Here is a 22,665-nt window from a genome sequence, read left to right on the forward strand (position 1 = left end):
TTTGCACGCTACGAATAGCTTTGCGTAGTCGTTTTGCGACAGGACCACTTTTCACTATTCACCGTCTGACGCGATTTCAGACTGTCAGGATAAGTCGCGGAGATGAACGCCGCCTTCTGCTGCGCCGAACTCGGCATCGCGCCCACCGTCCGCCACGCCGACTACATCGGATCATGGTTGGAGGTGTTGCGCGAGGATAATCGCGCCATCGTCCGTGCCGCCTCGCTTGCGAGCAAGGCCGCCGACTACCTACTTGGCTTCCTGCCCGAAGCTGGAGATACGGCCTCCAACGGCCGGAGGGCGGCATGATCCTCCTCACCTCTGAGCTCCACGAGCGCTTGCTGGCCAACGGTCGTCAGTGCGACGTCGACCACGTCCCTGTGGTCAAGTTCTTCAATCCGCTCGGCGCCGCGACCTGGCTTGCCACCGAGCTCGGTGAGGACGGCGACACGCTGTTCGGACTCGCCGATCTCGGCTTCGGCTGCCCGGAGCTCGGCTCCTTCAGCCTGACGGAAATGGGGTCGGTACGTCTGCCGCTCGGCCTTGGCATCGAGCGTGACCTCTTTTTCGAGGGCACGTTCCCAGTGTCGGTCTATGCCGCGGCCGCGCGCAACGTCGGCCGCATCGTCCTCGACGACGACCTCCTCCAGGCCGCTGCCGAAGCCCTGCGCACGACGGAGTGAAGCCCGCTCGCTCCGACGGCACGCCGCGTAACGCGCGGCGTGCCGTTGCCGGGCGCGAAGCACACCAGAGGAAGAGAGGGGTGCAGGGGTTCGTGACGGGTTGGAGGTCGCGAGAGAGTCTCCCGGCCGCCCGTCGCGGAGAAACCCGACATGGCCAAAGCCCTTCCCAAGATCGCGCTCAGCGTCTCGCGCGACATTCCCTTCAACAAGCTGGTCCTCAGTCAGTCCAACGTGCGGCGCATCAAGGCTGGCGTTGCCATCGAGGAGCTGGCCGATGACATCGCCCGGCGCACGCTGTTGCAAAGCTTGACCGTGCGGCCCGTCTGCGATGCCGACGGCAACGAGACCGGGCTCTACGAGGTGCCGGCCGGTGGCCGGCGCTATCGGGCGCTCGAGCTGCTGATCAAGAAGAAGCGCCTCCCCAAGACCGCCCCCATCCCGTGCGTCATTCGCGCCGGCGGCATCGCCGAGGAGGACAGCCTGGCCGAGAACGTCCAGCGCGCACCGCTGCATCCCCTCGATCAGTTCCGTGCCTTCCTCACCCTGCGCGAGAAGGGCCAGTCCGAGGAGGAGATCGCGGCAGCCTTCTTCGTCTCGGTCCAGGTCGTGCGCCAGCGTCTGCGGCTCGCCGCCGTCGCGCCAGCGCTGCTCGACGTCTATGCCGAGGACGGCATGAGCCTCGAGCACCTCATGGCCTTCACGGTCAACCCCGACCATGCGCGCCAGGAGCAGGTGTGGGAGGCCCTGCAGCACTCACCTAGAAAAGAGCCTTATCAGATCCGCCGCCTCTTGACCGAAGGATCGGTGCGCGTCTCGGACAAGCGAGCGCTGTTCGTCGGCACGACGGCTTACGAGGAGGCCGGCGGCACCATCCTACGCGATCTGTTCGAGTCCGACGACGGCGGCTGGCTGCAGGAGCCGGCCCTGCTCGAGAAGCTCGTCGCCGACAAGCTCGAGAAGGAAGCCGACGCCATCCGCGCCGAAGGCTGGAAGTGGATCGAGGTGGCGCCCGAGCTCCCCTACGGTCACACTTATGGACTGCGCCGCCTGCGGGGACGAGAAGTGCCGATGACCGAGGACGAGGTCGCTGCCCGCGACGCATTTCAAGCCGAGTTCGACCAGCTCGAGGCCAAGTACGCCGAGGCCGACGAGATTCCCGACGAGGTCGATCAGCGTCTCGGTGAGCTCGAGACGGCGCTCGCGGCGTTCGACGAGCGGCCAGTGGTCTACGAGACGGACGAGATCTCACGCGCGGGCGCCTTCGTCAGCATCGACAGTGCCGGCGTCCTGCATGTGGAGCGCGGCTACGTCCAGCCCGAGGACGAGCTGCCGGTCGAGAATGAAGACGGCGATGCAGAAGGTGACGGAACCAAGCCGGAGAAGTTGAGTGCAAACGGCACGGAAGCCGATCCGAACGACGACTCGGCCGTCGACGATCCGGAAGAGGACGAGACCGATGGCGTGCGTCCGATCTCGGACCGGCTCATGACCGAGCTCACGACGCACCGCACGTTGGCGCTGCGTGACGCAGTCGCCAACGATCCCGACGTGGCCTTCCGGGCAACGCTGCATGTGCTCTGCCTGAGGCTCTTCTATCGCTATGGCTTCGACACCTGCCTCGAGATCGAGGCCAAGACGGTCTTGTTCGGCAACACGTCCGGGCTCTCGGATACCGCCTGCGCCAAGGCCATTGACACCCGCCACAAGCAGTGGTCCGACTGGATGCCGAAGAACGCCGGCGAGCTCTGGGACGCGCTAGCCGATCTCGACAGCGACAGCCGGCACGCGCTGTTCGCCCATTGCGTGGGCCTCACCATCAACGCCGTGCATCAGGCGTATGACCGCCGGCCGAAGGCACTCCACCATGCCGGTCGTCTCGCGACGGCCGTGAACCTCGACATGGCCGCCGCCGGCTGGATACCGACGGCCGACGCCTACCTCGGTCGCGTGACCAAGGCACGCATTCTCGACGCCGTGCGTGAAGCCAAGGGAGACAAGGCGGCCGACCGCATCGCGCATCTCAAGAAGCCCGAGATGGTCAAGGCAGCCGAGCGCCTACTCGACGGCACCGGTTGGCTGCCCGAGCCGCTGCGCACGGCGGGTATTGAGCCCATCGATAGCGGAGAAGCGCCGCGCGTTGCCGCCGCGGAATAACGCATCAGAGGGCGGCGGCTTCGGCTGCCGCCCATCTCTCATCCCTCTCTCGCCCGGCCTCGCGCCGGGCATTTTTGTTCAGGAGACCTCTCAAATGGTCGACTATTACTCACCGACCGCTGTGCAGCAGCTCATTCCTGTCGCCGACATGACACCGCTCGAACATCTCGTCCTCAGCTTGGTCTTCGAGACCGAACCTGACGGCGATGCGCTTTACCTCTACTCCAGTCTGGGACCGAGCGATGCGATCGGACTGTCGATTGACAGCCTGCACACCGCGCTGGATGCGTCGAGCGCAAAAGACAGCGTCCTGGTTCCCTTGTCAGGGAGCGTCTTGCCACCATGCCGCCCGACGACGCCGAGATCGATCTCGAGTTCGACAAGCTCTCCTGGGCGGACATCCTGCAGGATATCGTCCGGCGCTCGCCAACACTCGACTACATCTCAGTCGTCTCCGCCTTCACCTGTTCCAGGATGCGCCCCGATGGGTTCGGAGGCGGAGTTGTTCTCGTCACCGCAGACGCCATCAGCAGCCGGTCCACCCTGGATATCCTGGATGATCTCTTGCTCTCACAGGGCAAGGGAGGCTGACCATGTATGGCACCTATCTGCGCCTCCATATATCTGTTCACGACGGTTGGCGCGCTGTCGTCCGCGCTGCGGCCCGCAAGCTCGCTCCGCTTACGCGACGCGATCCGAGACAGCGCGCAGCGCGCCATCGCTTCTATCGGGAGAAGCTGGCCTACCATCGACCGGCGCAGGAGATCGTCTGGACATGGCGTCTCTAAAGATACTATGCAGATGACCATGCGCTCATCCGCCACCGATCTGGCACATCGCCTCGCGCGCGAGGCCGAGGCGGTGTGCCGGCACTATCTCTCCAACGGCCGGAATGTCGGGCGCTACTGGATCGTCGGGGACGTCCGCAATACGCCCGGCCAATCCATGTACGTGCGCCTGTTCGGAGCCGACAGCGGCGCAGGCGCGGCCGGCAAGTGGACCGATGCGGCAACCGGCGAGCACGGCGACCTGCTCGACGTCATCCGCGAGACGTGCGGGCTGCTCGACTTCCGGGACGTCGCCGACGAGGCGCGCCGCTTCCTGAGCCTGCCGCGCCCAGAGCCGGTTTCTCAGCCCAAACTGCGCACCGCGCCGGCGCCCACGGGCTCACCCGAGGCGTCCCGGCGTCTGTTCGCGGCCTCGCAGCCGATCGCCGGCACTCTGGCTGCGACGTATCTGCGCCATCGCGGCATCGACCAGCTTCACGATGTCCAAGCGCTCCGCTTCCATCCTCGCTGCTACTCTCGCGCCCACGATACGGCGCCGCGTGAAAGCCGCCCGGCCATGATCGCCGCGGCCACCGATCTCGGCGGTGCCGTCACCGGCGTTCTGCGCACATGGCTCGATGCGTCCGGGCTCGGCAAGGCGCCGGTCGATGAGCCACGACGCGCAATGGGCCTGTTGCTCGGCAACGCCGTCCGCTTCGGCCCGCATGGTGACGTCATGGCGGCCGGCGAGGGCATCGAGACCGTCCTGTCTCTGCGGATGGCCCTGCCCGTCATACCGGTGATGGCCGCGCTGTCAGCCGCGCATCTGTCCGCCGTACTGTTTCCGGGCACGCTGAGGCGGCTCTATGTTGCCCGCGACGCCGATCCCGCCGGCGACAGCGCCGTGGCGACGCTGACCGCGCGCGCTGAGGCGGCCGGGATCGAGGCCATTCCGCTTTCGCCACGCCTCAGCGATTTCAACGACGATCTACGGGCCTTCGGTCTCGAAGACATGCGGGCCATCGCGCGGCTGCAGCTCACACCCGAGGACGTCGCCCGCTTTCTCTTTCCGGCAACGCACCGATCTTCCTGACACGCGGCCTGCGCTCCGATCGTGTCCGGTGGCGCACGGTTCTCCTCTACCGACAGGGCCGCGCTCCGGCCTTCAAGGGGCGATCGAACGGCAGCCGGCCCGGTCCCGCAACGGCTGTGCGCGGCTTTCTTCCCCTGGCGGCGCTGACGCGCCGCCATTCCTCGCGAGACAAGAAAGCCGTGCTCGCCGTCCTCCGCGGCTGCTCCGGCCGCGGTCGCGCTGCGCCCGCGGTGCAGGCCCGCTCCGCCCGCCGTGGGGGATCGCCGGAAGGCCGCGACGGGCGCGGCCGAACCGGCAAGGAGCCCTCCCATGGCCAGCAGCCTCGACCTGGAATCCACGCAGACCGCATCGGCGACCGATCACGTCCTCGCGGAGCTTCAGCTCTACGCTTACCGTCCCTTCGACGACGAGCCCGATCCACGCCCCCTACCCGACGGCAACACCGTCGCCGGAGCCGTAGCCGACATCTTCGATGCGCTGGTCGCCACCTTGAGCGACACGCGCCTCGAGCCCGACCTCGAGTCACTGCTCTGGTCGACGGTCAACATCTTTCACCGGGCCGTCGCACGCATCGAGGGCGACCTCGATGCCAATGTGTTGGCGCAGCAGACAAGCCAGAATGCCCAGGACGGCTCGGAAGTCCGCTCCGTCGAGCTCGAGCGGCTCATCGCCGAGGGGCTGACACTCATCGAGCGCCGCAACGCCATGGAGCTCTTCCGCGATCAGGCGGCCGAGTTGTTCGCCACCCATACCGGTAGCGTGTGGCGGCCCCGCGCCGGGTCTGTGATTAGCCACCGCACACTGACCGCCGCGATGATCGACAGCCGGGATTTCTTGGCAGCCCGCCGTGCCGAGGCTGAGCTCATTCTGCCGCAGGGTCCGAAGATTGCCCTGTCAGGCGGTCTCGACTTCAACAACCATCGCCTGATCTGGGACAGTCTCGATAAGATACACGCGAAGCACGCCGACATGGTGCTCCTGCACGGCGGCGGCCGCACGGGTGCCGATCGCATCGCCGCCTGCTGGGCCAATCACCGCAAGGTACCGCAGGTCCGCTTCGAGCCGAACTGGACCAAGTATGCCAAGGCGGCTCCCTTCAAGCGCAACGACGACATGCTCGCCGTGCTGCCGATCGGCGTCCTGATCTTTCCCGGCAATGGCATCCAGGACAACTTCGCCGATAAAGCGAAGAAGCTTGGCATCCCGCGCATTGATCTGCGCAAGGCTTGCGGCGCTTAGGCGCCGCTTCACACACTTGACCCTTTGACGACCGGCGAGGCTTCTGGCCGATACTGGACTCTTATATTCTTTAGCGTGGATCGCATGGTTGAGTAACAGACCGCTACGCGCGCCAACGTCTGCGCCATTTTGGATCGCATCAAGTTCCAGCACGAAATGCCGGTCGCGTGAAATTCGAGCCAAATAACGAGCTTTGCTTACACGACGCCATCGCATGATGTACTAGAGCCAATCTTTGACCACCCCCCGGACAGTCTTTATGAAAAGTTGCGTGGGCAGGGATGGCGGAACGTCGGATCGCAAGGTCAACCCGAGCGGACCTGTCGTCTTCGATGTATCGTAAGGCAACTCTTTGAGTTGTCCGGAGTCGAGTTCGTTGCCGACTACACCCCGCGAGATAATCCAGATTGCGTCTGTCGCGCTGAGATACGGCCGCGCAAAGGCCATAGAAACAGTCTCAATACGCGACCTTGGCAAGGGGATACCAGCCAACAGGAACATCCGCTCGACCTCGGGTCGAATGATCGAGCCGCTGGGCGGCATGAGCACGGTGTAGTTCTCGAGCGATCTAAGATCGAATGTCTTCCGCTTTTTGTTGAGCAGCGGATGTGACGAACGGACTGCAAGAACGATGGTCTCTTGATACAAATGCTCGAACGACAATCGAGTCATATGCTCAGGACTGGCAAGACGACCTACTATGACATCCAATCTGCCAAGTCGGAGTTGCTCCAGAAGGAATTCGTTGTTGCCGGTTTCGACTTGAACAGTGACCCCCGGCGCGTCGGCAGTGAACTTCTGAATAGCTTGGGGCAACAAACGAGCCGCAGCAGTTGGTAGCGCGCCAACGGACAGCTTCGCCCCGCCACGACTGGATCGAATGATAGAGTCGATGCCCTGGTTGAGCGCAGCGATGCTCGAACTTGCATATCCTAAGAACATCTCACCAAACGTCGTGAGCGCAACGCCCCTTCCTGAGCGCTCAATCAATTTGACACCTAACGCTTCTTCTATCTCGCGCAGTGTCTTGGATACGGCCGGTTGGCTAATCGAAAGAGCAACAGCGGCGGCACTGACACTTTTCAGCCGTGCAACCTCAACGAAGGCCACAAGGTGCCGTAGGCGAAGGCTTGGGGGCATTTATATATAACTCTACGATTATGGATATGTATCAATAGGGTATTTGACATAACTTTTACAAGAGAGATGATCAATAAGCTGATCCAATGCTTCCGCTGGTTTGCTCATGCCGTTCCTTCCTGCAGATCGAGGCAACCTCCATTTCGACGTCTGCGGCGTCCCAAACGCGGCGACGCTTCTTTTCGTCAATGCGCTTGGAACGGACCTCAGAATCTGGGACCGCGTAGTGGAGGCTCTCGCTCACCAAGCGCGATGCGTTCGATACGACATGCGCGGGCATGGGCTGAGCTGGGGGACCGCATCGGAAACGATCGAAGGAAACGTCGCTGATGCCCTGTACGTGCTTGATACCGTTGCGTCAGGGCGGGTGATTGTTGTCGGCCTGTCCGTAGGCGGGGTGATCGCGCAAGCGCTCACTGCTCTCAATCCGAAACGCGTTTCCGCGCTCATACTTTGTTGCACGGGGGGTCGGATTGGAACGCCAGAGTTCTGGGAAGCGAGACTGACAGCTCTGCAGCACTCGAGCCTGGAAGACCTGTCGCTGCAGATCGTTCAGCGATGGTTCAGCCCTTCATTTGCCGCGGAACACGAAGCGGCGATGGCCGGCTTTCGCGCGATGCTATCATCGACGCGGAAGGCAAGTTATGAAGCTCTGTGCCGCCTTTTGCGCGACACGAACGTCAGCGCTCTTCAAGAAGAAATCATCTGCCCGACCCAATGCTTCGCGGGCACCGAGGATGTGGCTACTCCGCCCGAAGGCATGAAAGCGTCCCTCCGCGGAATAGTCGGGGCGCATTTCACAACGCTCCTTGGCTGCGGACACCTGCCCTGTGTAGAGCGGCCGCACGTTTTGTCTGAACTCATCAAAGGCTTCATATCGGAGAACTCCTGTGTCACAGCGGGCTAACGGAAGCGCGTATTCGACGGGAATGAGAACGCGCCGCTCGATCCTCGGTGAGGACTACGTCGAGAGAGTCGAAGCAGCAAAGACAGACTTCGACGAGCCGTTCCAGCGCTTCATCACAGAAGCGGCATGGGGATCAGTCTGGTCGCGACCGCACTGGACCAAGCGAGAACGCTCCATAGTCACCGTGACACTACTGGCCGCACTTGGGCACATGGACGAGCTTGTGATGCACGTCCGTGCTGCGCGCAGGACAGGCGCGACCGCAGCGGACCTGCAGGAGGCAATGCTGCACGTAGCGGTCTATGCGGGCATACCGGCCGCCAACGAAGGCATGCGCCGGATCAAGGAGGTCTTGAGCCAACTGGACGGGCGCTTGACGCACGAAGACTGACGATTGGTGCGGCTATGACGAATAGCAATGCATTGAATTCAATCTCCTGTGCAGACTCCGGCTCATCCAAGCGAGACGGAAGCATAGGCACGCCGAGGCGCAAGCCTCATGGTCTGTCTCATGTGTGGAAAGCCCTGAACCATGGCTTGTCGGATCCAATACGGCACCGGCTCGTGAGCGCCTACTGGAGTGGCGGACTAGAAGACTTGGATCCGGCGGTAGATGCTTGGGCAGCATCGCTCGATCTAACGTTCACAAAAGATGATGTAGCGCCATTTCTCGCAGCGATGTTCGGGCTGTGCGCATTGCGCCAATACAGAAAGGCTCTAAAACTTCACACGCGCTTTTCAGCTTCTACGCCCGCCGCGGACGACCTATCGGCGCAGATCTTGTCTCTAACCAAGGCTCTCATCGAAGTTGATATCGGAAACTTTGCAACGGTCGCCGAACTGCTGCAGGCTGCTCCCCTGCGCGGAGCGAGGACCACCAGAAGGGGCATTTCGTGGATTGTGTCATCGCTCTATTTTATTGATGCGCGCGTCCTTGAACGTTTGGGCCGAGAATCTGAGGCGAGCGATGCGCTCTGGCTGGGATTGCGCATGGCTCCGGCCAATGGTCTCGCTGAACCTCTCCTGGCGGCCTATGAAGCGGCCCTCGCTCTTTGGCGGGACCCACAACGAAAACCGGCCATCATCGAGCAGCTTGAGACGCATGCGAAAACGTATCCGTCGCGGGTCCCCCGCTGTATGCATTGGATGAAGCGAAGCCGGCTGGCTGATCTTGGCCTCCTGGAAGAAGTTCGCGAATTCCGTCACGGTACACTGACTGAACCGTATTCTAAGACAACGGCTGAACTTGCATTTGAACGCCTATCGGATGTTGCCGTTCTGGCGGCAACGGATGCGCCTCGTGCCACGTTGCGTCGACTGACTGCATTGCTGTCAAACGCGTCACTGCTCCGCCGCCAAGATATTGTGGAAGCCAATCTTATGTGCTGCCAATTGCAGTTGGAAGACGGTGATCGTGATGCCGCTGTGAGATCTATCGGCAAGGCCATACGCGGCGCTGCGGCGCTGAATCTGGTGCGGCCGTTCTGCGATCACTCCGTAGCCATAGATCAGCTGTTGTCCAGCTCTTCGCCGGCACAACTGGGACTCTCACGCTCCTGTGAAATTGATTTCTTGAAAACGCTAGACAGCCTTCTGAATCCGCAACGACAGAACCCGGACGGAATCATCTCGGCCGTGCCCATCGAGCCGCTAACTCCGAGAGAGATAGAGTTGCTCCGCCTTCTGGACCAGGGCCTTACCAACAAAGAGCTCGGCGAGGCTCTCAACTTGAAAACGTCTACGGTGAAATGGCACTTTTACAAGGTCTTCTCGAAGCTCGGAGTAAGCAATCGTGGAAGCGCTCTTGCTGTCGCTAGGAGCCTCGGGCTTCTGACCGCGACGCGCTAGGCGGATAGCCGACTCTCAATGTACCGCTAGGGAAGACCAACGTAGTTCTCTGCGATCGTCGTCTGTGCAAAAGCAGAATCGCGGATGTAGTTCAGCTCTGCAACCTGCATCCGGATATCAAAAGGGCTCATACTCGGAAAGCGATGAGTGAGGCGTGTTAGCCACCACGAGAACCGAACTGCCTTCCAGATTCGATCAAGCGCCCGTTGTGGATAACGGGTCAAGGCTTCGTCGTTTCCCTTGCGATAGTGTTCCCGAAATGCATCGGCCAGAATGCGGACATCCGATGCAGCCAAGTTGAGGCCTTTAGCCCCCGTTGGCGGAACGATATGTGCCGCATCCCCGGCGAGGAACAACCGCCCGTAGCTCATGGTCTCAAACACGAAGCTGCGCAGGGGCGCTATGCTCTTTTCAAGAGCCGGCCCACGTGTAATGGGCCCAGCGAGGCCGCTGAGACGAACTTCAAGCTCATTCCAGAGCCTGTCGTCCGGCCAGTCTTCCGCACGTTCGCTTGCCGGCACTTGGATGTAGTATCGACTTCGCTGGTGCGACCGCATGCTGGCCAATGCAAATCCGTTGCGATGATGCGCGTAGATGAGTTCGTGATTGCAGGGTGGAACATCCGCAAGAATGCCTAGCCATCCAAACGGATAGAGGAACTCAAAGGCTCGCGCGACATCCGCGGGTATCGAAGCTCGCGAAACGCCGTGATATCCGTCGCATCCAGCAACAAAATCACAGGAAATCGTATATGTCTGACCATCCTTCTCATAACTGACTGCGGGACTCGGTCCCGCTATGTCGTGCAAAGTGACGTTGTCCGCCTCATAGACAATCGCGCCTTCACGTCCCGAAATCACCGTATTTAGGTCCTTGGTGACTTCCGTCTGGCCGTAGACCGTGACTGCTTTACCTCCTGTCAGTTTCTGGATGTCGATGCGAATAACCGTGCCATCGACGCCGAGAAGAAACCCGTCATGTTTGAGACCTTCACGCCGAACGCGATCGTCGACTCCTGCGCGCGCCAACAGATCGACCGTTCCTTGTTCCAAGATGCCGGCTCTAATCCGGCTCTCGACGTATTCCCTCGACTTCTTCTCCAGGATGACACTATCGATGCCATCCGTGTACAGAAGTTGGGAGAGAAGTAAACCCGAGGGGCCGCCGCCGACAATAGCAACCTGCGTGCGCATGCTAGCGTCCTCCCGAAACCGGCTGTTCTCGACCGCCTGAAGGCACGGACACAGCGGAGGCAGGGCGCGAGAGATCAGCATCTTTGAGAAGCTCGACGGCAGTCCTCAAGCTGCAACCTGTCGCGACCGTCATCTCCGGGAGGATGAGCCATTCGAGAGTCCACATTGATCCGGAACGCTCGTTCTCGGCCATCAACGCGCGATGCATGCCGCCAACAAGCGTCGCATTGTAGTCGGCGAGTGCTACGAGGACTTCTCCCTTCACGGGATTCTGCTTGTGGGGCATGCTCGACGAGCTTCCGGCCCCTTCTAGACGGACGTCGGAAATGCTGTCTTGGGACATGATCAGAACATCTTGACCGAGCTTTCCCAGGCACCCCGTCAGGGTCGACATCCAGTTGGCAATTTCGACAACGGGCCAGCGCGCGGTATGCCAAGGCCGCTCCGGAAGGCAAAGGTGCAGCAACTCGGCGAGCGTGCTGGCGACATTCCGTTCGTTCTTGTCCGAAGTGCCGAACGTGCCAACCGGTCCTCCCAGCTGGAGCAGGAACCCCGTGTCTTGCAGCGAGCCAAGTTGCTGACGCAAACGCTGCAAGGGTTGCTGCCAGCCGACAAGGCGATCTTTCAAGGTGATCGACTTTGCATCGCGCATGCGAGTACGCGCCATGACCGGCTTGTGACCGTGATCACCGCACACGATAGCTAGCTGAGACAGCAGGTCGTCGAGACGGCGGCCGTAGACCAGCGCGATTTGCTTCAGACGCAGCATCAAGCTCGTGTCAATGGCATCTTGGCTCGTCGCGCCAACATGGACGAACCGTTGAATGTCCTGCGAGAGACAACTCTTAAGTTGCGCGACAAGCGCGGGCACCACGACACCATCAATGGCGGTCTGGTCCCTCAGCTTCGTCGCGTCTGCATCAAACTCGTCACACGCCTTTCCAATCGCCAGAGCGGCGTCGACGGGAATCATTGCATGGATGGACTGCGCGGTTGCGAGGGCAGCTTCGAAGCGAAGGATCGCTCCGATGTCAGCCTCTGACGACACAATCCGTTCAATCTCGTCGTCTCCGAGCAGCTTCCCAAGGTGATGTCGGGCATCATGCGATCTCATGTCAGACCGCCTCCAGAGCCAGCGCAATACCTTGACCGACGCCGATGCACATGGTCGCAAGCGCGCGTCGTCCTTGTCGCCTTCTCAATTCCAGTGCCGCGGTGCCCGCGAGACGAGCGCCTGACATACCGAGTGGATGTCCGAGCGCAATCGCTCCACCGTTCGGGTTCACATGGTCGGCATCGTCCGGAAGCTCGAGCGACCGCAACACCGCAAGTGCCTGACTTGCAAATGCCTCATTTAGTTCAATGACATCGAAGGTGCTCACAGGCCAATCAAGCTGCTCACAAAGCTTCTTTGTTGCCGGCGCCGGCCCGATCCCCATGATGCGCGGCGCCACACCGCAGGCAGCACCAGCAACAATGCGCGCGATGGGCCTAAGCGAGCATTCCGCCATTCCCCGCTCCGATGCGACAATGAGAGCGGCAGCGCCGTCGTTCACGCCAGAGGAGTTGCCGGCTGTAACGGTTTCACCTCCAGGAACGATGGGCCTCAGTCTTTCGAGGTCCTCCAGTTTCGTGTTCGCGCGCGGATGCTCATCGCTAGCCACAACGACTGCCGGCCCTTTCCTTTGGGGTACGGAGACCGGAACGATTTCCTCTTTCAATCGACCGCATCGACCCGCAGCCGCGCTACGCTGCTGCGAGCGGAGAGCGAATGTGTCTTGATCCTGCCGAGAGATTTCAAACTGCCGTGCTACATTCTCGGCCGTTTCCGGCATGGAGTCCGTGCCGTAGACGCTTTGAAGACGAGGATTGATGAACCGCCAGCCGATGGTGCTGTCGTGAATCTCTGCGACGCGCGAGAAGGCTCCTTCGGACTTGGGGAGCACGAAAGGCGCACGTGACATGCTTTCGGTGCCGCCCGCGATGACAACGTCGGCTTCGCCCGCCTTGATGGCTCGAGCCGCGGCAATTACGGCATCAAGACCAGACCCACACAGCCGATTGACCGTCGTTCCCGCTGTCGTCACCGGAAATCCGGCGAGCAATGCCGACATGCGCGCAACATTGCGGTTGTCCTCTCCAGCCTGATTGGCACAGCCTAGAATGATTTCCGTCACCTGGCCGTCGCCAATGCCCGGATTGCGTTCCTTGAGCGCTGCCAGCGTAACCGCTGCAAGATCATCGGGCCTCACGCTCGCAAGCGCTCCGCCATACCGACCGATGGGCGTACGTATGTAGTCGCAAATGAAAGCACTCGTCATGCCGCAGCACTCCGCCTGTGCGCGGCTTGTGAGCGCTGCACAAGATCTCGCAGAACTGACAGCTCGAGCACGGTCGCTGGTGGCGTCTCACCAACGAAGGCCGCGTACTTGACGTCCCAGCCACATGTTTCTTCGGCTTTGGTTTTGGTCACGCCCGGATGAAGTGAATGGGCGTGGAACTCCTTTGTTTCCGGATCGATTTTCCAAACTGCGAGATCCGTAATGAGAGTCGTCGGCCCCTTGCTATGTAGGCCAAGACGCGCTCGCGCATCGCCGCCTTCGCCGTGCCCGAACGACGTGATGAAATCTATAGCCTTCACCATGCCGCGCCTAGACTGCTGCATCGTGATGAAGATCTCTGCAGCCGACGTTGATATTTCGGGTGCTCCGCCACCGCCCGGCAGGCGCGTCTTGGGTCTGGCATAGTCGCCTATGCAGGTGGTGTTGATGTTGCCGAAGGGATCGAGCTGAGCTGCGCCGAGGAAACCGATGCTAATCCGCCCACCTTGAAGCCAATAGCGAAACATTTCAGGTACCGAAACGGTCGTGACGGCGGTCCGGCAAAGCTCTCCATCACCGATCGATAGCGGCAGCACCGCAGGTGCCGTACCGATCGTCCCAGACTCGTAGATCAGCGTAATGCCTGGAGCGTGCGTTAGGCGCGCGAGGTTGCATGCGGCCGACGGCGGGCCGATGCCGACAAAGCAAACATCCTCGCTTTTGAGCAGGCGAGCTGCCGCAATCGTCATCATTTCGGACGGTGTCGCCGGCAACATCAGCCGATCTCCCTGATCTTGGTTCGCTCGGCAAAGTCGGCCGCAGATGCCTCAAGCACGTGCTGCTTCATCCAGGCGGTGAAACGTCGACGATCTGCGGCGATATCGTCCCATGCGAGGTAGTAGGCATTGTCCCTCCCGTAGTAGCCGGCAGCATAGGAGGGGTGTGACCCACCAGGCACGACCGCGATGGCGGAAATGGCCCAGCGAGGAAGAATGCAGGCGTTCGGATGCACACCGTCGAAGTCATGAACGACTTCCTCGACCGTAACCACGGTTTGGCGAGCAGCCAGCGCTGCCTCTTTTTGCACGCCGAGTATACCCTCGATGAGCACGTCACCCTGCTCGTTGGCTCGCTGGGCATGGATGAAGGTGACGTCAGGTCGTATTGCCGGTACCGCAGCCATCTGTTCCCCCGTGAACGGACACATCACGGACCGGATGTTCTTGTTGACGCGGGCAAGCTCTGCACCGCGATAGCCTCGGAAAACGGCGAACGGCAAACCAGCCGCGCCAGCCTCATAGGCATTGGCCATCGCTGCGTGACTGTGCTCTTCGAGCTCGATACTGCGTGGCCACGCGTTCTCGACGGCATCGCGGAACCGTCGCAACAGGCCAACGCCAGGATTGCCCGCATAGGAAAATATGAGTTTGCGTGCGAGACCCATCCCGATGATCTGATCGTAGATGACGTCAGGCGTCATCCGGACGAGCGTAAGGTCCTTCCGACCAAGCCGGATGGCCTCGTGCGCGGCGGCGTATGGAATAAGATGCGTGAACCCTTCAAACGCAACGGTATCGCCGTCCCTAAGATGGCGAGATACCGCTTCCGAAAGTGAGAGAAATTCGGCCATCGGTCGCTCAGATGTTGAAGAAGACGGTCTCGGAATCGCCTTGGAGAAAAATGTCAAAGCGATACGAATGAATTTCAGCGTTGGGTTGCCGCTTGGCGACGAGCGTCACGCGGCGCGCCGGCTCAAGCGCCGACAGAATTGGGTCTCGCGAATTGGCATCCGGATCGTCGGGGAAGTACATGAGTGTCGACAGATGACCGTTCACGCCACGCGCGAAGATTGCGAGCATGATATGTGGCGCCATGACACTTCCGTCCCTTCGCAGAACAGGGCCAGGCCGAACCGTTCGAAACGTCCATTCACCGGTCGTGAAGTCGGACACAGCGCGGCCCCAGCCCGGAAACGAAGACCTGTGGAAGCCGCCGTTCGTGTCGGCTTGCCAAAGCTCGATCATGGCGTCAGTCACGGGTGCGTTTCCGCCGTCATAGATCATGCCGTTGATCTCAATGTGTTCGCCCGGCTCCTTGTCTCGGACGAGTTCATGCAGTCGCGCATTCCATCCGATTGTTAGGCCGGCGGCATATGGAAATGTGCCGATGTGAACGTACGGGCCAGCAGTTTGTGCGGGAGTTTCCGGCAGCATGGCTCAGACTCCTTCCGTCCGATTTTCGAAAAACGTCGCGTGCCGGCCGCGGAGTACGATGTCAAAGCGGTAGGCGAGAGCGTCGAATTCGATGGCTGCCGACATGTCGAGCGTAGCGACAAGCGTGCGGAGCGCCCGCGGATCCTTGATGGTGTTTGCTATCGGGCAAAGCGGGATGAGGGGGTCGCCCTCGAAGTACGCCTGCGTCACCAAGCGTTGCGTGAACGTTGCGCCGAAGACCGAAAAGTGAATGTGCGATGGCCTCCACGCGCATCCCCCGTTCTTGAAGGGATAGGGGCCAGGCCTGATGGTCTTGAACGTATAGCGACCGTCGCGGTCCGTGAGGCAACGGCCGCAGCCACTAAAGTTCGGATCGAGCGGAGCAAGATATCCGTCCCGCACATGGCGATATCTGCCGCCCGCGTTTGCTTGCCAGATCTCGATCAGCGTCTCAGGCACAGGCCGTCCGTTCTGATCTTGCACCGTTCCGTGAATGATGATGCGTTCGCCCAGCGCCAGCCCGCCGCTCGCGAAATTCCCGATGAGGTCGTTGTCCAGAGGTCCCGGCTTGAGATGCCCGAAAACAGGGCCGGAAAGATCGGCGATGGTCTCACCTACGGCCAACGGTGGATGCGTCGGCGACCGCAACAAGGTCGAAGCGTAGAGCGGATCGTGCCTGACGGGCTGAATCCTCAGGTCACGATCGTAGTATCTGGACGCCAATCTATGCACGGGATGGCCCTCAAGCAGCTCGAGTGTCATTGCCGTTGTTCCATGTCTTGAGGCTGAATCCGGAGGCCGCAGTGTCGGCCATCGTGGGCAGATTGCGGTCAGCGGACAGAACGCGTCGGGCCGCGATGTGATCGGCCGGCCTGTTCAACGATTCGACACAAGCGAGCTGGCCATTGCGGAAGCAGAAGACTGAAAAGGAAGCCGAACACGGATCACCCGAGGCAACAAACTGATCGCATTGGTCGATTGTGCCGGCCATCTGTAACTTGTAGGCGCCCTGTTCGGTCCAGAACCACGGGACGGAATTGTAAGGCGCCGGTGTGCCGCTGATACGCGCTGCCACGAGCCGGGCCTGATCCGTCGCGTTCTGAACGGATTCCAGTCGGATCATCTTGTTGGTGTTCGGATGCGGGAAGAGCGCGCAATCGCCGATAGCCGATATGTTCGGATCGCTCGTTACAAGGAAGCGATCGACCTCGATTCCATTGCCGGTCACGAGCCCAGCATGCGCTGCCAAGTCGACATTGGGAACAACTCCGATGCTCACCACGACCATGTCGGCCAACAGACGCTCGCCAGTGGTTGTCACCACGGCGCTCACCTGGCCGTCGACGCTTTCAAATGCAGCGATGCCATGACCAAACCTGAATTTTACGCCGCGGCTTAGATGGTATCGAGTAAAGGCGTCGGACATGAGCTGCGAGATCGCCCGCTTCATCGGTCGATCCGATAGTTCCAGCACCGACACATCGAGGCCGCTATCGCATGCGATGGCGGCGAACTCCAGCCCGATAAAACCAGCTCCAATAACCACAGCACGCTGGGCGATGGCCAAAAGCCGCGCTGCGCGAACCGCGTCTTCCAACGTTCGGATGTAGACTATCCCGGCTGCTTCGGCGTTCTGCACTTGAAGCGTACGGTTACGCGCGCCGACGCACAGCACCAAGTGATCGTAAGCGGCACAGGCTCCACTCTTGAGCTCGACAACGCACGCTTGGCGATGGATGAATGCCGCCGCATCGTTGACGATCTCGATCGCGTTCTCGGCGTAGAACGACTCCGCTCGCAGCGGCAAAGCGTCTCCACTCGTTTTGCCCGTCAGGAATCCCTTGGAAAGGGGTGGACGCTGATAAGGCGCATGGAGTTCGTCGCAGACCAGCCTAATTCTTCCTGCGTAGCCTTCCTGTCTAAGCGATGCACAGGTTTGAAAACCAGCCTGTCCACCGCCCACGACCACGACGCCATCGCCACTCATGTCTGACGCTCCGGAAGATAGACCCTCAATCCGTCGAGCACCGGACTCATGTTGATTTGGCAGCTCAGTCGACTGTTGGGCCGTCGATCTGCCGCCACCCCATCGAGTAGCGCATCCTCTTCGGCGGTCATGGTCGAGAGCAGAGATAGTTGGCTCTCCTCGACGTACACGTGGCAGGTTGCGCACATGGTGTTGCCGCCGCATTCGGCAAGAATTCCGGGAACGCCGGTCTGAAGCGCAGCGCGCATCACGGACGTGCCGGAGGCTACATCAATTTCGGTCGTAGCCCCGGAGGCGACGATGTACGTGATTTTCGGCATCGCCTATCCTCAGGCTGGGTCGATCATGACGGGTAGGGCATCGAGCCCACGCAGCGTGTTGTTGAAGGCGCGTTTCGGCATTCCAATGATGGAGATGGACTTGATACGCTGAGCAAGCGCGGCAAGTAGAACTTCCGCTTCCAAACGTGCCAGCAACTGGCCGACGCACATATGCACGCCTGAGCCGAAGCCGACATGACCGCTTGTGACGCGCGTTATGTCGTAGACATGGGGATTGGGCCAGCGTCGCGGATCCCTGTTTGCCGCACCAAGGAACATCAAAACCTTCTGTCCTTCTCCGATCTCGATGTCTCCAATCGTTACGACGCGGGTCGTCGTTCGAAAGAACGTCTGCACTGGCGATTCAAAGCGTATCGCCTCCTCGAAGGCCGCACGCGCTAGCATGGGATTTGCACGAAGCAACTCCCACGCTCTGGGAAATCTCGCGAGACAGTAGAGTGCAGCCCCTATCCCGTTCACGGTCGTATCGAGACCAGCGCTCAGGAGAGAGCGCACAAGCGTCTCCGCCTCCGGACGTGAAATTTCCCCGGCGTCAGCTGCCGCATGGATCTGAGCGCCAAGCCCAACGGGAGCGAGGTTCTCCTTGCGGCATTGCTCGGCAACCCATGCGACGTGCGGTGCCGATCTCGCGATGGCCTGCCGTCTTAGCTCATTGTCAGGTCCGAAGGCGTTGAACACGACGCTCGCGTAGGGAAGCAAGTGCTCGCGTCCATCCGCTCTCATGCCAACGGCGTCGGGAAATACTGACAGTGGAAACGCTTGCGCGAGATCCGCTATGGCGTCGAATCCGCGCAGATCGAGCAAGCGCTCGACAAGCCGCTCGGCGGCGGAGGCGAACTGTGTTCGGAGAGATTTCATCACGACCGGCGACAGAACTCTCGCCAGCACCGCCCGCGCACGATCGTGTTCCGGTGGGTCAGTTTCGAGCACGAGACTTGGGGGGCGCCAGGGCTTCTCCTGAGCAAAGTCGCTAAGGCCAACGCCGCGGCTTGAGCAGAACGTCTGCCAATCATTCAAGATGGTATGAACATGCTCATAGCGGCCGACAGCCCAAACGCTGTAGCGCGGAAGCCAGACCGCCGAGCCGGATTCACGCACCAGCTCCTGAGCAGGATAGGGATCCTCGAAGTACTCAATCGAGAAGGGGTCTATGTCCAAAGCGGGTTGCGCATTGCGGCTTGCGGCCGAGCAAACGCGATCAGCCAACGCGAAGCCATCAGCTGGAGCGCTGACAACACCCATAAGCGCCTCCCTGCGCAAGTTTATTGGCCCTCAAAAGGAGCCTGATTGTTATAGAAACCCTACGCCTCCTAATGTTGATATGTCAACATTAGGAGCGAACTCGTTTTAATTATGCTTCACATGCACGACACGCGCGCCAAACTTTAGTATTGGACCGAATAGCGTCGCTCGCGGCGGCGGACAGGAGGGGCGATGAATTCGAAACGGCGCGCGACAGTGTTGGACCTAGAACGCTACGTGCCGGGCCTCCTCGTCTTTCTTTCAAACAAGCTGGCGAGTGGAGCCTCCACCGTCTATCGGCGCTTGTTTGGGATTGGGATTACGGAGTGGCGGGTTATCAGTATGTTGGCAGTCGAACCGAACATCACCGCACAACGAATCTGCCAAGTCATTGGTCTGGACAAGGCCATCGTCAGCCGCACCATCCGCACGCTCGAGGAGCAGTCCTATGTTAGCGCGCACCCGGACAAGACGCATGGGCGACGCATTACGCTGGCTTTGACCGCAAAGGGTTGGCGCCTCCACGATGAGGTATACAAAGTCGCGATAGAGCGGGAACGGATCTTACTTGGCGACCTGTCCGATGCAGAGAGAGAGAGGCTTATTCTCTTGTTGCGCAACCTGCTCAATCGTGTCGGCCACGTCAACGCCTACGCGCCGGACGGCAACAGCAAGGCTTCAGTTGGCTCTCGTCGAAAACAGCCAAAGTAAGAGAGCCCAGACTTTTGTTAGGTGTTGGGCCTGTTGCGAGACCGTATTCTTCTCTAGCGATCAGGCTTGCACGCCATGTGTTGATATGTCAACATTATGACTTGGGCGTGCTTCGCGGGCACAGCTCAGGCACCATACAAAAGGCCTAGAAAAAGGGCTGGCGCTGGACAGGAAACGTACAGGAGAACGCCAGATGACAGCTAGTTTCATCGGGGCCATTTCGGCCAACGTTGCGCCATCCGTCGAACGAGCGGCGCTCAACAAGAAGGGGTGGAAGTGGATTGCTCGCGAGATTGAGCGCTTGGACCCCAACAAGGACTATGACCGGATCTGGGAACTTTCCACCTGCTACTACCTGAACGACATCATCATCAACATCATCTACACAACCGGTATCCAGTGTTTCACGCAGCCACCTGAAGGGAGCATTCTCCTAACGCTCAACCACAAGGGAAAAAGCGTCGAGCGCAAGCAAGATCGCGCCATCGACACGCTGCAGCATTTCTGGAAGTGGTTTGAATTCGGACCCAGGCACCCGGACGTTGCTGACTCGATCGAGTACGTCAACCGCACACATGCGGCCATGTCGGCAAAGCTGCCCGGTGCATTCCCTAGTCGCGATTTCATCTACACGAGTTGCTGGACCGGCTGCAACTATCACCGACTCCGGCAGGAGATCGGTCTTAAGGGCTACACCGAAAATCAGAAGATTGCGGTGCATCGCTACTGGACCGAAATGATGAAGAACTTCCGCGGACAGGAAGGCTACATCACCGACTATCCCAAGTCCTTCGACGAGATGCTAAAATTTATGGCGGACTATGAAGCCCATCCGTGGCCGAAAGTCGAGACGGGCAAAGAACTGGCCAACGCGCTGACCGAGCAGTTCTGCGAGCGATGGTTCCCGTGGGGTTTCCGCTGGATCGGACGCCAGACCATACTCGCACTACAGAACAAGGAGATCCGTGACCTTATGCAGATGGGCGACCCCAATCCGATCATGATGCTTCTAGTACGCAAGGGCATGGCCACGTACGTCTATTTTCGAGAGAATATCTGGCGCGATCCCAAGTTCTCAACTCCAGAACGGGCGCGCATGAAGAAGATACGTCCTGCGTTCCATGGCGAGCCTCCTAAGGCCAAGCGTACACCGGACAGCACGTCAGCTTGCCCTTTCCACTCGGTACTGCGTTCGTGAAGGAGGCGAGAGCATTCTGAGACCACACCACGCTCGCGCGCTAAACTGAAATACCGGAGTGCATCGTCCACTCCGGTATTCTTTTTTTCCGTACCCTCGTGTCGCATTCCCAATGCGGGAGGACCGCTTAGTACGGATAAGGTGGCGGAGTTCCTTTGATTGTCATCCACTGCCAATGCGTGAACTCTTCCCAATTGGCGGGACCACCAATGCTTGTGCCATTACCCGAGATTCCGACACCACCAAACGGGTTCACAACTTCATCGTTCACAGTCTGATCGTTGATATGAAGCAGGCCGACGCGTAGCTGCTCGCCCATCGCGATGGCTCTATCGATCGAGGTGGTGATAACCGCGGCTGACAGACCGAACTCTGTGTCATTTGCCAAAGTCACGGCATCGTCATCACTGTCGAAAGGTGTGACAACTGCAACCGGGCCGAAGATTTCCTCCTTAAAGGCAGACATGCTGCGCGAAACGCCAGTGAGGACCGTCGGCTGGTAGAAGAGTTCCTGAGCAAAACCACCTGTGACAACTTTTGCCCCTTGAGCAATTGACTCTTGAACGATGGTATTGACGTGATCGACCTGCGCTTGGTTGATCAGCGGTCCCAGAGCGACCTGTTCTGTTGTGGGATTGCCCACGGGCAGCTCCCGGGCTTTCGCCGCCAGTTGATGAGAGAACTCATCGACAATGGAGCGCTGAACGAGAATACGTCCGGCCGACATGCAAATCTGGCCCTGATGAAGATAGACGCTGAAGCATGCGTTCTTGACCGCCAGCCCGATATCGGCATCGTCCAATACGATCAGCGAGTTCTTTCCGCCGAGCTCAAGCGACAGCTTCTTGAGATGCTTGCCCGCTAGCTCCCCGACCGATCGTCCCGCAGCGGTGGATCCAGTGAACTGGATCATGGCCACATTCGGATCCTTGCATAGAGCCTCGCCAGCGTCTCTGCCTCCGGGCAAGACGTGCAGCAAGCCCGCGGGAAGGCCCGCAGCTTCGAAACATCGAGCGATTGTGAAGCCCCCGGACACTGAGGTACGCGGATCCGGTTTCAGTACGACGGCGTTGCCGACCGCAAGAGCCGGAGCAACCGCACGCATGGCGAGGTAGAGCGGAAAGTTGAACGGCGAGATTACGCCGATGACCCCGAGAGGACGCCGGCGCGCCATATTCAGGCGACCAGCTGCAGTCGGCAACATCAGGCCACTGGCCTGCGAAGGCATGGCGCTCGATTCCCAAAGTGACTTTATGGTCACCGCGACCTCGAACTCAGCCTTCGCCCTAACGGAGCCGGACTCTCGCATGAGCCAGTCCACGATCTCGTTGCGATTGTCTTCCGCGACCTGAGCCGCTCGGCGCAGCGTCGACGCGCGCTCGTCAGGCGGCATCGATGCCCAATCCGACTGCGCCTGCCGTGCACGAGAGGCGGCACGGTGAATGTCTTCCGGGCTGGCCAGACCGACCCGCCCCAGAACAGTTCCCGTCGCAGGCTCGATGACGTCAGCGTGCGAGTTCAGAGCGCTCCAGCCATCGAGGAAGCCTCGATCGCTCCAAACGCTCGGAGAAAGCCAGGTGGACGAAGAGGAAGATATTGTTGGGCCAGCTAATCTGTCTTGCATGGTC

23 protein-coding genes and 1 pseudogene are annotated in these 22,665 nt (G+C 60.3%); 12 read left to right on the forward strand and 12 right to left on the reverse strand.

Going from position 1 to position 22,665, the window contains the following annotated elements:
- Window positions 1-93 precede the first annotated feature (93 nt).
- The 7 genes and pseudogenes from F812_RS0121675 to F812_RS0121705 all read left to right on the forward strand — a co-directional run.
- Window positions 94-309, forward strand: a pseudogene (locus F812_RS0121675) (zincin-like metallopeptidase domain-containing protein); the annotation flags it as partial.
- Window positions 306-683: a DUF2958 domain-containing protein gene (locus F812_RS0121680; protein WP_020088091.1), complete on the forward strand. Its 378-nt coding sequence runs from the start codon at window positions 306-308 to the stop codon at window positions 681-683. The pseudogene F812_RS0121675 and the gene F812_RS0121680, both read left to right, overlap by 4 nt.
- A gap of 150 nt (window positions 684-833) precedes the next feature.
- A complete protein-coding gene (locus F812_RS25065; RefSeq protein WP_020088092.1) occupies window positions 834-2,837 on the forward strand; it encodes a ParB/RepB/Spo0J family partition protein in 2,004 nt (667 codons plus the stop codon).
- Between the two features lie 342 nt (window positions 2,838-3,179).
- Window positions 3,180-3,428 carry a hypothetical protein gene (locus tag F812_RS25830; RefSeq protein WP_020088093.1) on the forward strand — a complete coding sequence of 83 codons (249 nt, stop codon included), beginning with the start codon at window positions 3,180-3,182 and terminating at the stop codon, window positions 3,426-3,428.
- Between the two features lie 2 nt (window positions 3,429-3,430).
- Window positions 3,431-3,625 (forward strand): hypothetical protein, encoded by a 195-nt coding sequence (locus F812_RS0121695; protein ID WP_020088094.1) that lies wholly within the window; start codon window positions 3,431-3,433, stop codon window positions 3,623-3,625.
- A 19-nt stretch (window positions 3,626-3,644) separates the two neighbouring features.
- Entirely contained in the window at window positions 3,645-4,697 is a 1,053-nt protein-coding gene (locus F812_RS0121700) for a DUF7146 domain-containing protein (protein WP_026868355.1), read from the forward strand.
- A gap of 309 nt (window positions 4,698-5,006) precedes the next feature.
- Entirely contained in the window at window positions 5,007-5,936 is a 930-nt protein-coding gene (locus F812_RS0121705; RefSeq protein WP_020088096.1) for a DUF2493 domain-containing protein, read from the forward strand.
- Window positions 5,937-6,158: 222 nt separating this feature from the next.
- Here F812_RS0121705 and pcaQ read toward each other — a convergent pair whose 3' ends face one another.
- Window positions 6,159-7,076: a pca operon transcription factor PcaQ gene (gene pcaQ / locus F812_RS0121710; protein WP_020088097.1), complete on the reverse strand. Its 918-nt coding sequence runs from the start codon at window positions 7,074-7,076 to the stop codon at window positions 6,159-6,161.
- Between the two features lie 106 nt (window positions 7,077-7,182).
- Here pcaQ and F812_RS0121715 point away from each other — a divergent pair, with 106 nt between their 5' ends.
- From F812_RS0121715 to F812_RS26250, 3 genes are all read left to right on the forward strand, one after another.
- Window positions 7,183-7,983, forward strand: coding sequence for an alpha/beta fold hydrolase (locus F812_RS0121715; protein WP_026868356.1), 801 nt, complete (start codon window positions 7,183-7,185; stop codon window positions 7,981-7,983).
- Window positions 7,967-8,374 carry a 4-carboxymuconolactone decarboxylase gene (gene pcaC / locus F812_RS0121720; protein WP_026868357.1) on the forward strand — a complete coding sequence of 136 codons (408 nt, stop codon included), beginning with the start codon at window positions 7,967-7,969 and terminating at the stop codon, window positions 8,372-8,374. The genes F812_RS0121715 and pcaC overlap by 17 nt, the downstream gene beginning before the upstream one ends.
- A gap of 206 nt (window positions 8,375-8,580) precedes the next feature.
- Window positions 8,581-9,831: a helix-turn-helix transcriptional regulator gene (locus tag F812_RS26250; RefSeq protein WP_198011260.1), complete on the forward strand. Its 1,251-nt coding sequence runs from the start codon at window positions 8,581-8,583 to the stop codon at window positions 9,829-9,831.
- Window positions 9,832-9,857: 26 nt separating this feature from the next.
- Here the strand turns inward: F812_RS26250 and pobA are convergent, their stop codons facing one another.
- Genes pobA through F812_RS0121780 form a run of 10 tightly spaced genes read right to left on the reverse strand, consistent with a single transcriptional unit; the run spans window position 9,858 to window position 19,128 of the window.
- Window positions 9,858-11,024, reverse strand: coding sequence for a 4-hydroxybenzoate 3-monooxygenase (gene pobA, locus F812_RS0121735; RefSeq protein ID WP_020088102.1), 1,167 nt, complete (start codon window positions 11,022-11,024; stop codon window positions 9,858-9,860).
- Window position 11,025: 1 nt separating this feature from the next.
- Window positions 11,026-12,138 carry a 3-carboxy-cis,cis-muconate cycloisomerase gene (locus F812_RS25075; protein ID WP_020088103.1) on the reverse strand — a complete coding sequence of 371 codons (1,113 nt, stop codon included), beginning with the start codon at window positions 12,136-12,138 and terminating at the stop codon, window positions 11,026-11,028.
- Window position 12,139: 1 nt separating this feature from the next.
- Window positions 12,140-13,345, reverse strand: coding sequence for a 3-oxoadipyl-CoA thiolase (gene pcaF, locus F812_RS0121745; RefSeq protein ID WP_020088104.1), 1,206 nt, complete (start codon window positions 13,343-13,345; stop codon window positions 12,140-12,142).
- On the reverse strand, window positions 13,342-14,121 hold the full coding sequence (locus tag F812_RS0121750; RefSeq protein WP_020088105.1) for a CoA-transferase subunit beta: 780 nt from the start codon (window positions 14,119-14,121) through the stop codon (window positions 13,342-13,344). The genes pcaF and F812_RS0121750 overlap by 4 nt, the downstream gene beginning before the upstream one ends.
- A complete protein-coding gene (locus F812_RS0121755) occupies window positions 14,121-14,975 on the reverse strand; it encodes a CoA transferase subunit A (protein ID WP_020088106.1) in 855 nt (284 codons plus the stop codon). The genes F812_RS0121750 and F812_RS0121755 overlap by 1 nt, the downstream gene beginning before the upstream one ends.
- Window positions 14,976-14,982: 7 nt before the next feature.
- The gene (gene pcaG / locus F812_RS0121760) at window positions 14,983-15,558 is read right to left on the reverse strand and encodes a protocatechuate 3,4-dioxygenase subunit alpha (protein WP_020088107.1); all 576 of its coding nucleotides are present in this window, start codon (window positions 15,556-15,558) and stop codon (window positions 14,983-14,985) included.
- A gap of 3 nt (window positions 15,559-15,561) precedes the next feature.
- Window positions 15,562-16,320, reverse strand: coding sequence for a protocatechuate 3,4-dioxygenase subunit beta (pcaH, locus tag F812_RS0121765; protein WP_020088108.1), 759 nt, complete (start codon window positions 16,318-16,320; stop codon window positions 15,562-15,564).
- Window positions 16,301-17,545, reverse strand: coding sequence for an NAD(P)/FAD-dependent oxidoreductase (locus F812_RS0121770; RefSeq protein WP_026868359.1), 1,245 nt, complete (start codon window positions 17,543-17,545; stop codon window positions 16,301-16,303). The genes pcaH and F812_RS0121770 overlap by 20 nt, the downstream gene beginning before the upstream one ends.
- On the reverse strand, window positions 17,542-17,865 hold the full coding sequence (locus tag F812_RS0121775) for a 2Fe-2S iron-sulfur cluster-binding protein (RefSeq protein ID WP_020088110.1): 324 nt from the start codon (window positions 17,863-17,865) through the stop codon (window positions 17,542-17,544). Before F812_RS0121775 ends, F812_RS0121770 begins: the two co-directional genes overlap by 4 nt.
- Window positions 17,866-17,874: 9 nt before the next feature.
- Entirely contained in the window at window positions 17,875-19,128 is a 1,254-nt protein-coding gene (locus F812_RS0121780; RefSeq protein ID WP_051113906.1) for a cytochrome P450, read from the reverse strand.
- Between the two features lie 192 nt (window positions 19,129-19,320).
- Between F812_RS0121780 and F812_RS0121785 the strand changes: the two genes are divergently transcribed.
- Together F812_RS0121785 and F812_RS26880 are read left to right on the forward strand one after the other, a co-directional pair.
- On the forward strand, window positions 19,321-19,839 hold the full coding sequence (locus F812_RS0121785) for a MarR family winged helix-turn-helix transcriptional regulator (RefSeq protein ID WP_020088112.1): 519 nt from the start codon (window positions 19,321-19,323) through the stop codon (window positions 19,837-19,839).
- Window positions 19,840-20,032: 193 nt separating this feature from the next.
- The gene (locus F812_RS26880; RefSeq protein ID WP_020088113.1) at window positions 20,033-21,037 is read left to right on the forward strand and encodes a hypothetical protein; all 1,005 of its coding nucleotides are present in this window, start codon (window positions 20,033-20,035) and stop codon (window positions 21,035-21,037) included.
- A gap of 127 nt (window positions 21,038-21,164) precedes the next feature.
- Here the strand turns inward: F812_RS26880 and F812_RS0121795 are convergent, their stop codons facing one another.
- Entirely contained in the window at window positions 21,165-22,661 is a 1,497-nt protein-coding gene (locus F812_RS0121795; protein ID WP_051113907.1) for a benzaldehyde dehydrogenase, read from the reverse strand.
- Window positions 22,662-22,665 lie beyond the last annotated feature (4 nt).

The sequence above is a fragment of the Hyphomicrobium zavarzinii ATCC 27496 genome (assembly GCF_000383415.1).
Taxonomy (GTDB): domain Bacteria; phylum Pseudomonadota; class Alphaproteobacteria; order Rhizobiales; family Hyphomicrobiaceae; genus Hyphomicrobium_C; species Hyphomicrobium_C zavarzinii.

What these genes read in the sequence shown, in the direction of transcription:
- pcaG (WP_020088107.1), bottom strand. Translation starts at nt 15,558, where the DNA reads ATGCTGCCGGAAACTCCCGCACAAACTGCTGGCCCGTACGTTCACATC.
- F812_RS0121755 (WP_020088106.1), bottom strand. Translation starts at nt 14,975, where the DNA reads ATGGCCGAATTTCTCTCACTTTCGGAAGCGGTATCTCGCCATCTTAGG.
- F812_RS0121785 (WP_020088112.1), top strand. Translation starts at nt 19,321, where the DNA reads ATGAATTCGAAACGGCGCGCGACAGTGTTGGACCTAGAACGCTACGTG.
- F812_RS25065 (WP_020088092.1), top strand. Translation starts at nt 834, where the DNA reads ATGGCCAAAGCCCTTCCCAAGATCGCGCTCAGCGTCTCGCGCGACATT.
- F812_RS0121750 (WP_020088105.1), bottom strand. Translation starts at nt 14,121, where the DNA reads ATGTTGCCGGCGACACCGTCCGAAATGATGACGATTGCGGCAGCTCGC.
- F812_RS25075 (WP_020088103.1), bottom strand. Translation starts at nt 12,138, where the DNA reads ATGAGATCGCATGATGCCCGACATCACCTTGGGAAGCTGCTCGGAGAC.
- F812_RS25830 (WP_020088093.1), top strand. Translation starts at nt 3,180, where the DNA reads ATGCCGCCCGACGACGCCGAGATCGATCTCGAGTTCGACAAGCTCTCC.
- F812_RS0121795 (WP_051113907.1), bottom strand. Translation starts at nt 22,661, where the DNA reads ATGCAAGACAGATTAGCTGGCCCAACAATATCTTCCTCTTCGTCCACC.
- F812_RS0121695 (WP_020088094.1), top strand. Translation starts at nt 3,431, where the DNA reads ATGTATGGCACCTATCTGCGCCTCCATATATCTGTTCACGACGGTTGG.
- F812_RS0121700 (WP_026868355.1), top strand. Translation starts at nt 3,645, where the DNA reads ATGCGCTCATCCGCCACCGATCTGGCACATCGCCTCGCGCGCGAGGCC.
- F812_RS0121680 (WP_020088091.1), top strand. Translation starts at nt 306, where the DNA reads ATGATCCTCCTCACCTCTGAGCTCCACGAGCGCTTGCTGGCCAACGGT.
- F812_RS0121715 (WP_026868356.1), top strand. Translation starts at nt 7,183, where the DNA reads ATGCCGTTCCTTCCTGCAGATCGAGGCAACCTCCATTTCGACGTCTGC.
- F812_RS0121705 (WP_020088096.1), top strand. Translation starts at nt 5,007, where the DNA reads ATGGCCAGCAGCCTCGACCTGGAATCCACGCAGACCGCATCGGCGACC.
- F812_RS0121775 (WP_020088110.1), bottom strand. Translation starts at nt 17,865, where the DNA reads ATGCCGAAAATCACGTACATCGTCGCCTCCGGGGCTACGACCGAAATT.
- pcaQ (WP_020088097.1), bottom strand. Translation starts at nt 7,076, where the DNA reads ATGCCCCCAAGCCTTCGCCTACGGCACCTTGTGGCCTTCGTTGAGGTT.
- F812_RS0121780 (WP_051113906.1), bottom strand. Translation starts at nt 19,128, where the DNA reads ATGGGTGTTGTCAGCGCTCCAGCTGATGGCTTCGCGTTGGCTGATCGC.
- pobA (WP_020088102.1), bottom strand. Translation starts at nt 11,024, where the DNA reads ATGCGCACGCAGGTTGCTATTGTCGGCGGCGGCCCCTCGGGTTTACTT.
- F812_RS0121770 (WP_026868359.1), bottom strand. Translation starts at nt 17,545, where the DNA reads ATGAGTGGCGATGGCGTCGTGGTCGTGGGCGGTGGACAGGCTGGTTTT.
- pcaF (WP_020088104.1), bottom strand. Translation starts at nt 13,345, where the DNA reads ATGACGAGTGCTTTCATTTGCGACTACATACGTACGCCCATCGGTCGG.
- F812_RS26880 (WP_020088113.1), top strand. Translation starts at nt 20,033, where the DNA reads ATGACAGCTAGTTTCATCGGGGCCATTTCGGCCAACGTTGCGCCATCC.
- pcaH (WP_020088108.1), bottom strand. Translation starts at nt 16,320, where the DNA reads ATGACACTCGAGCTGCTTGAGGGCCATCCCGTGCATAGATTGGCGTCC.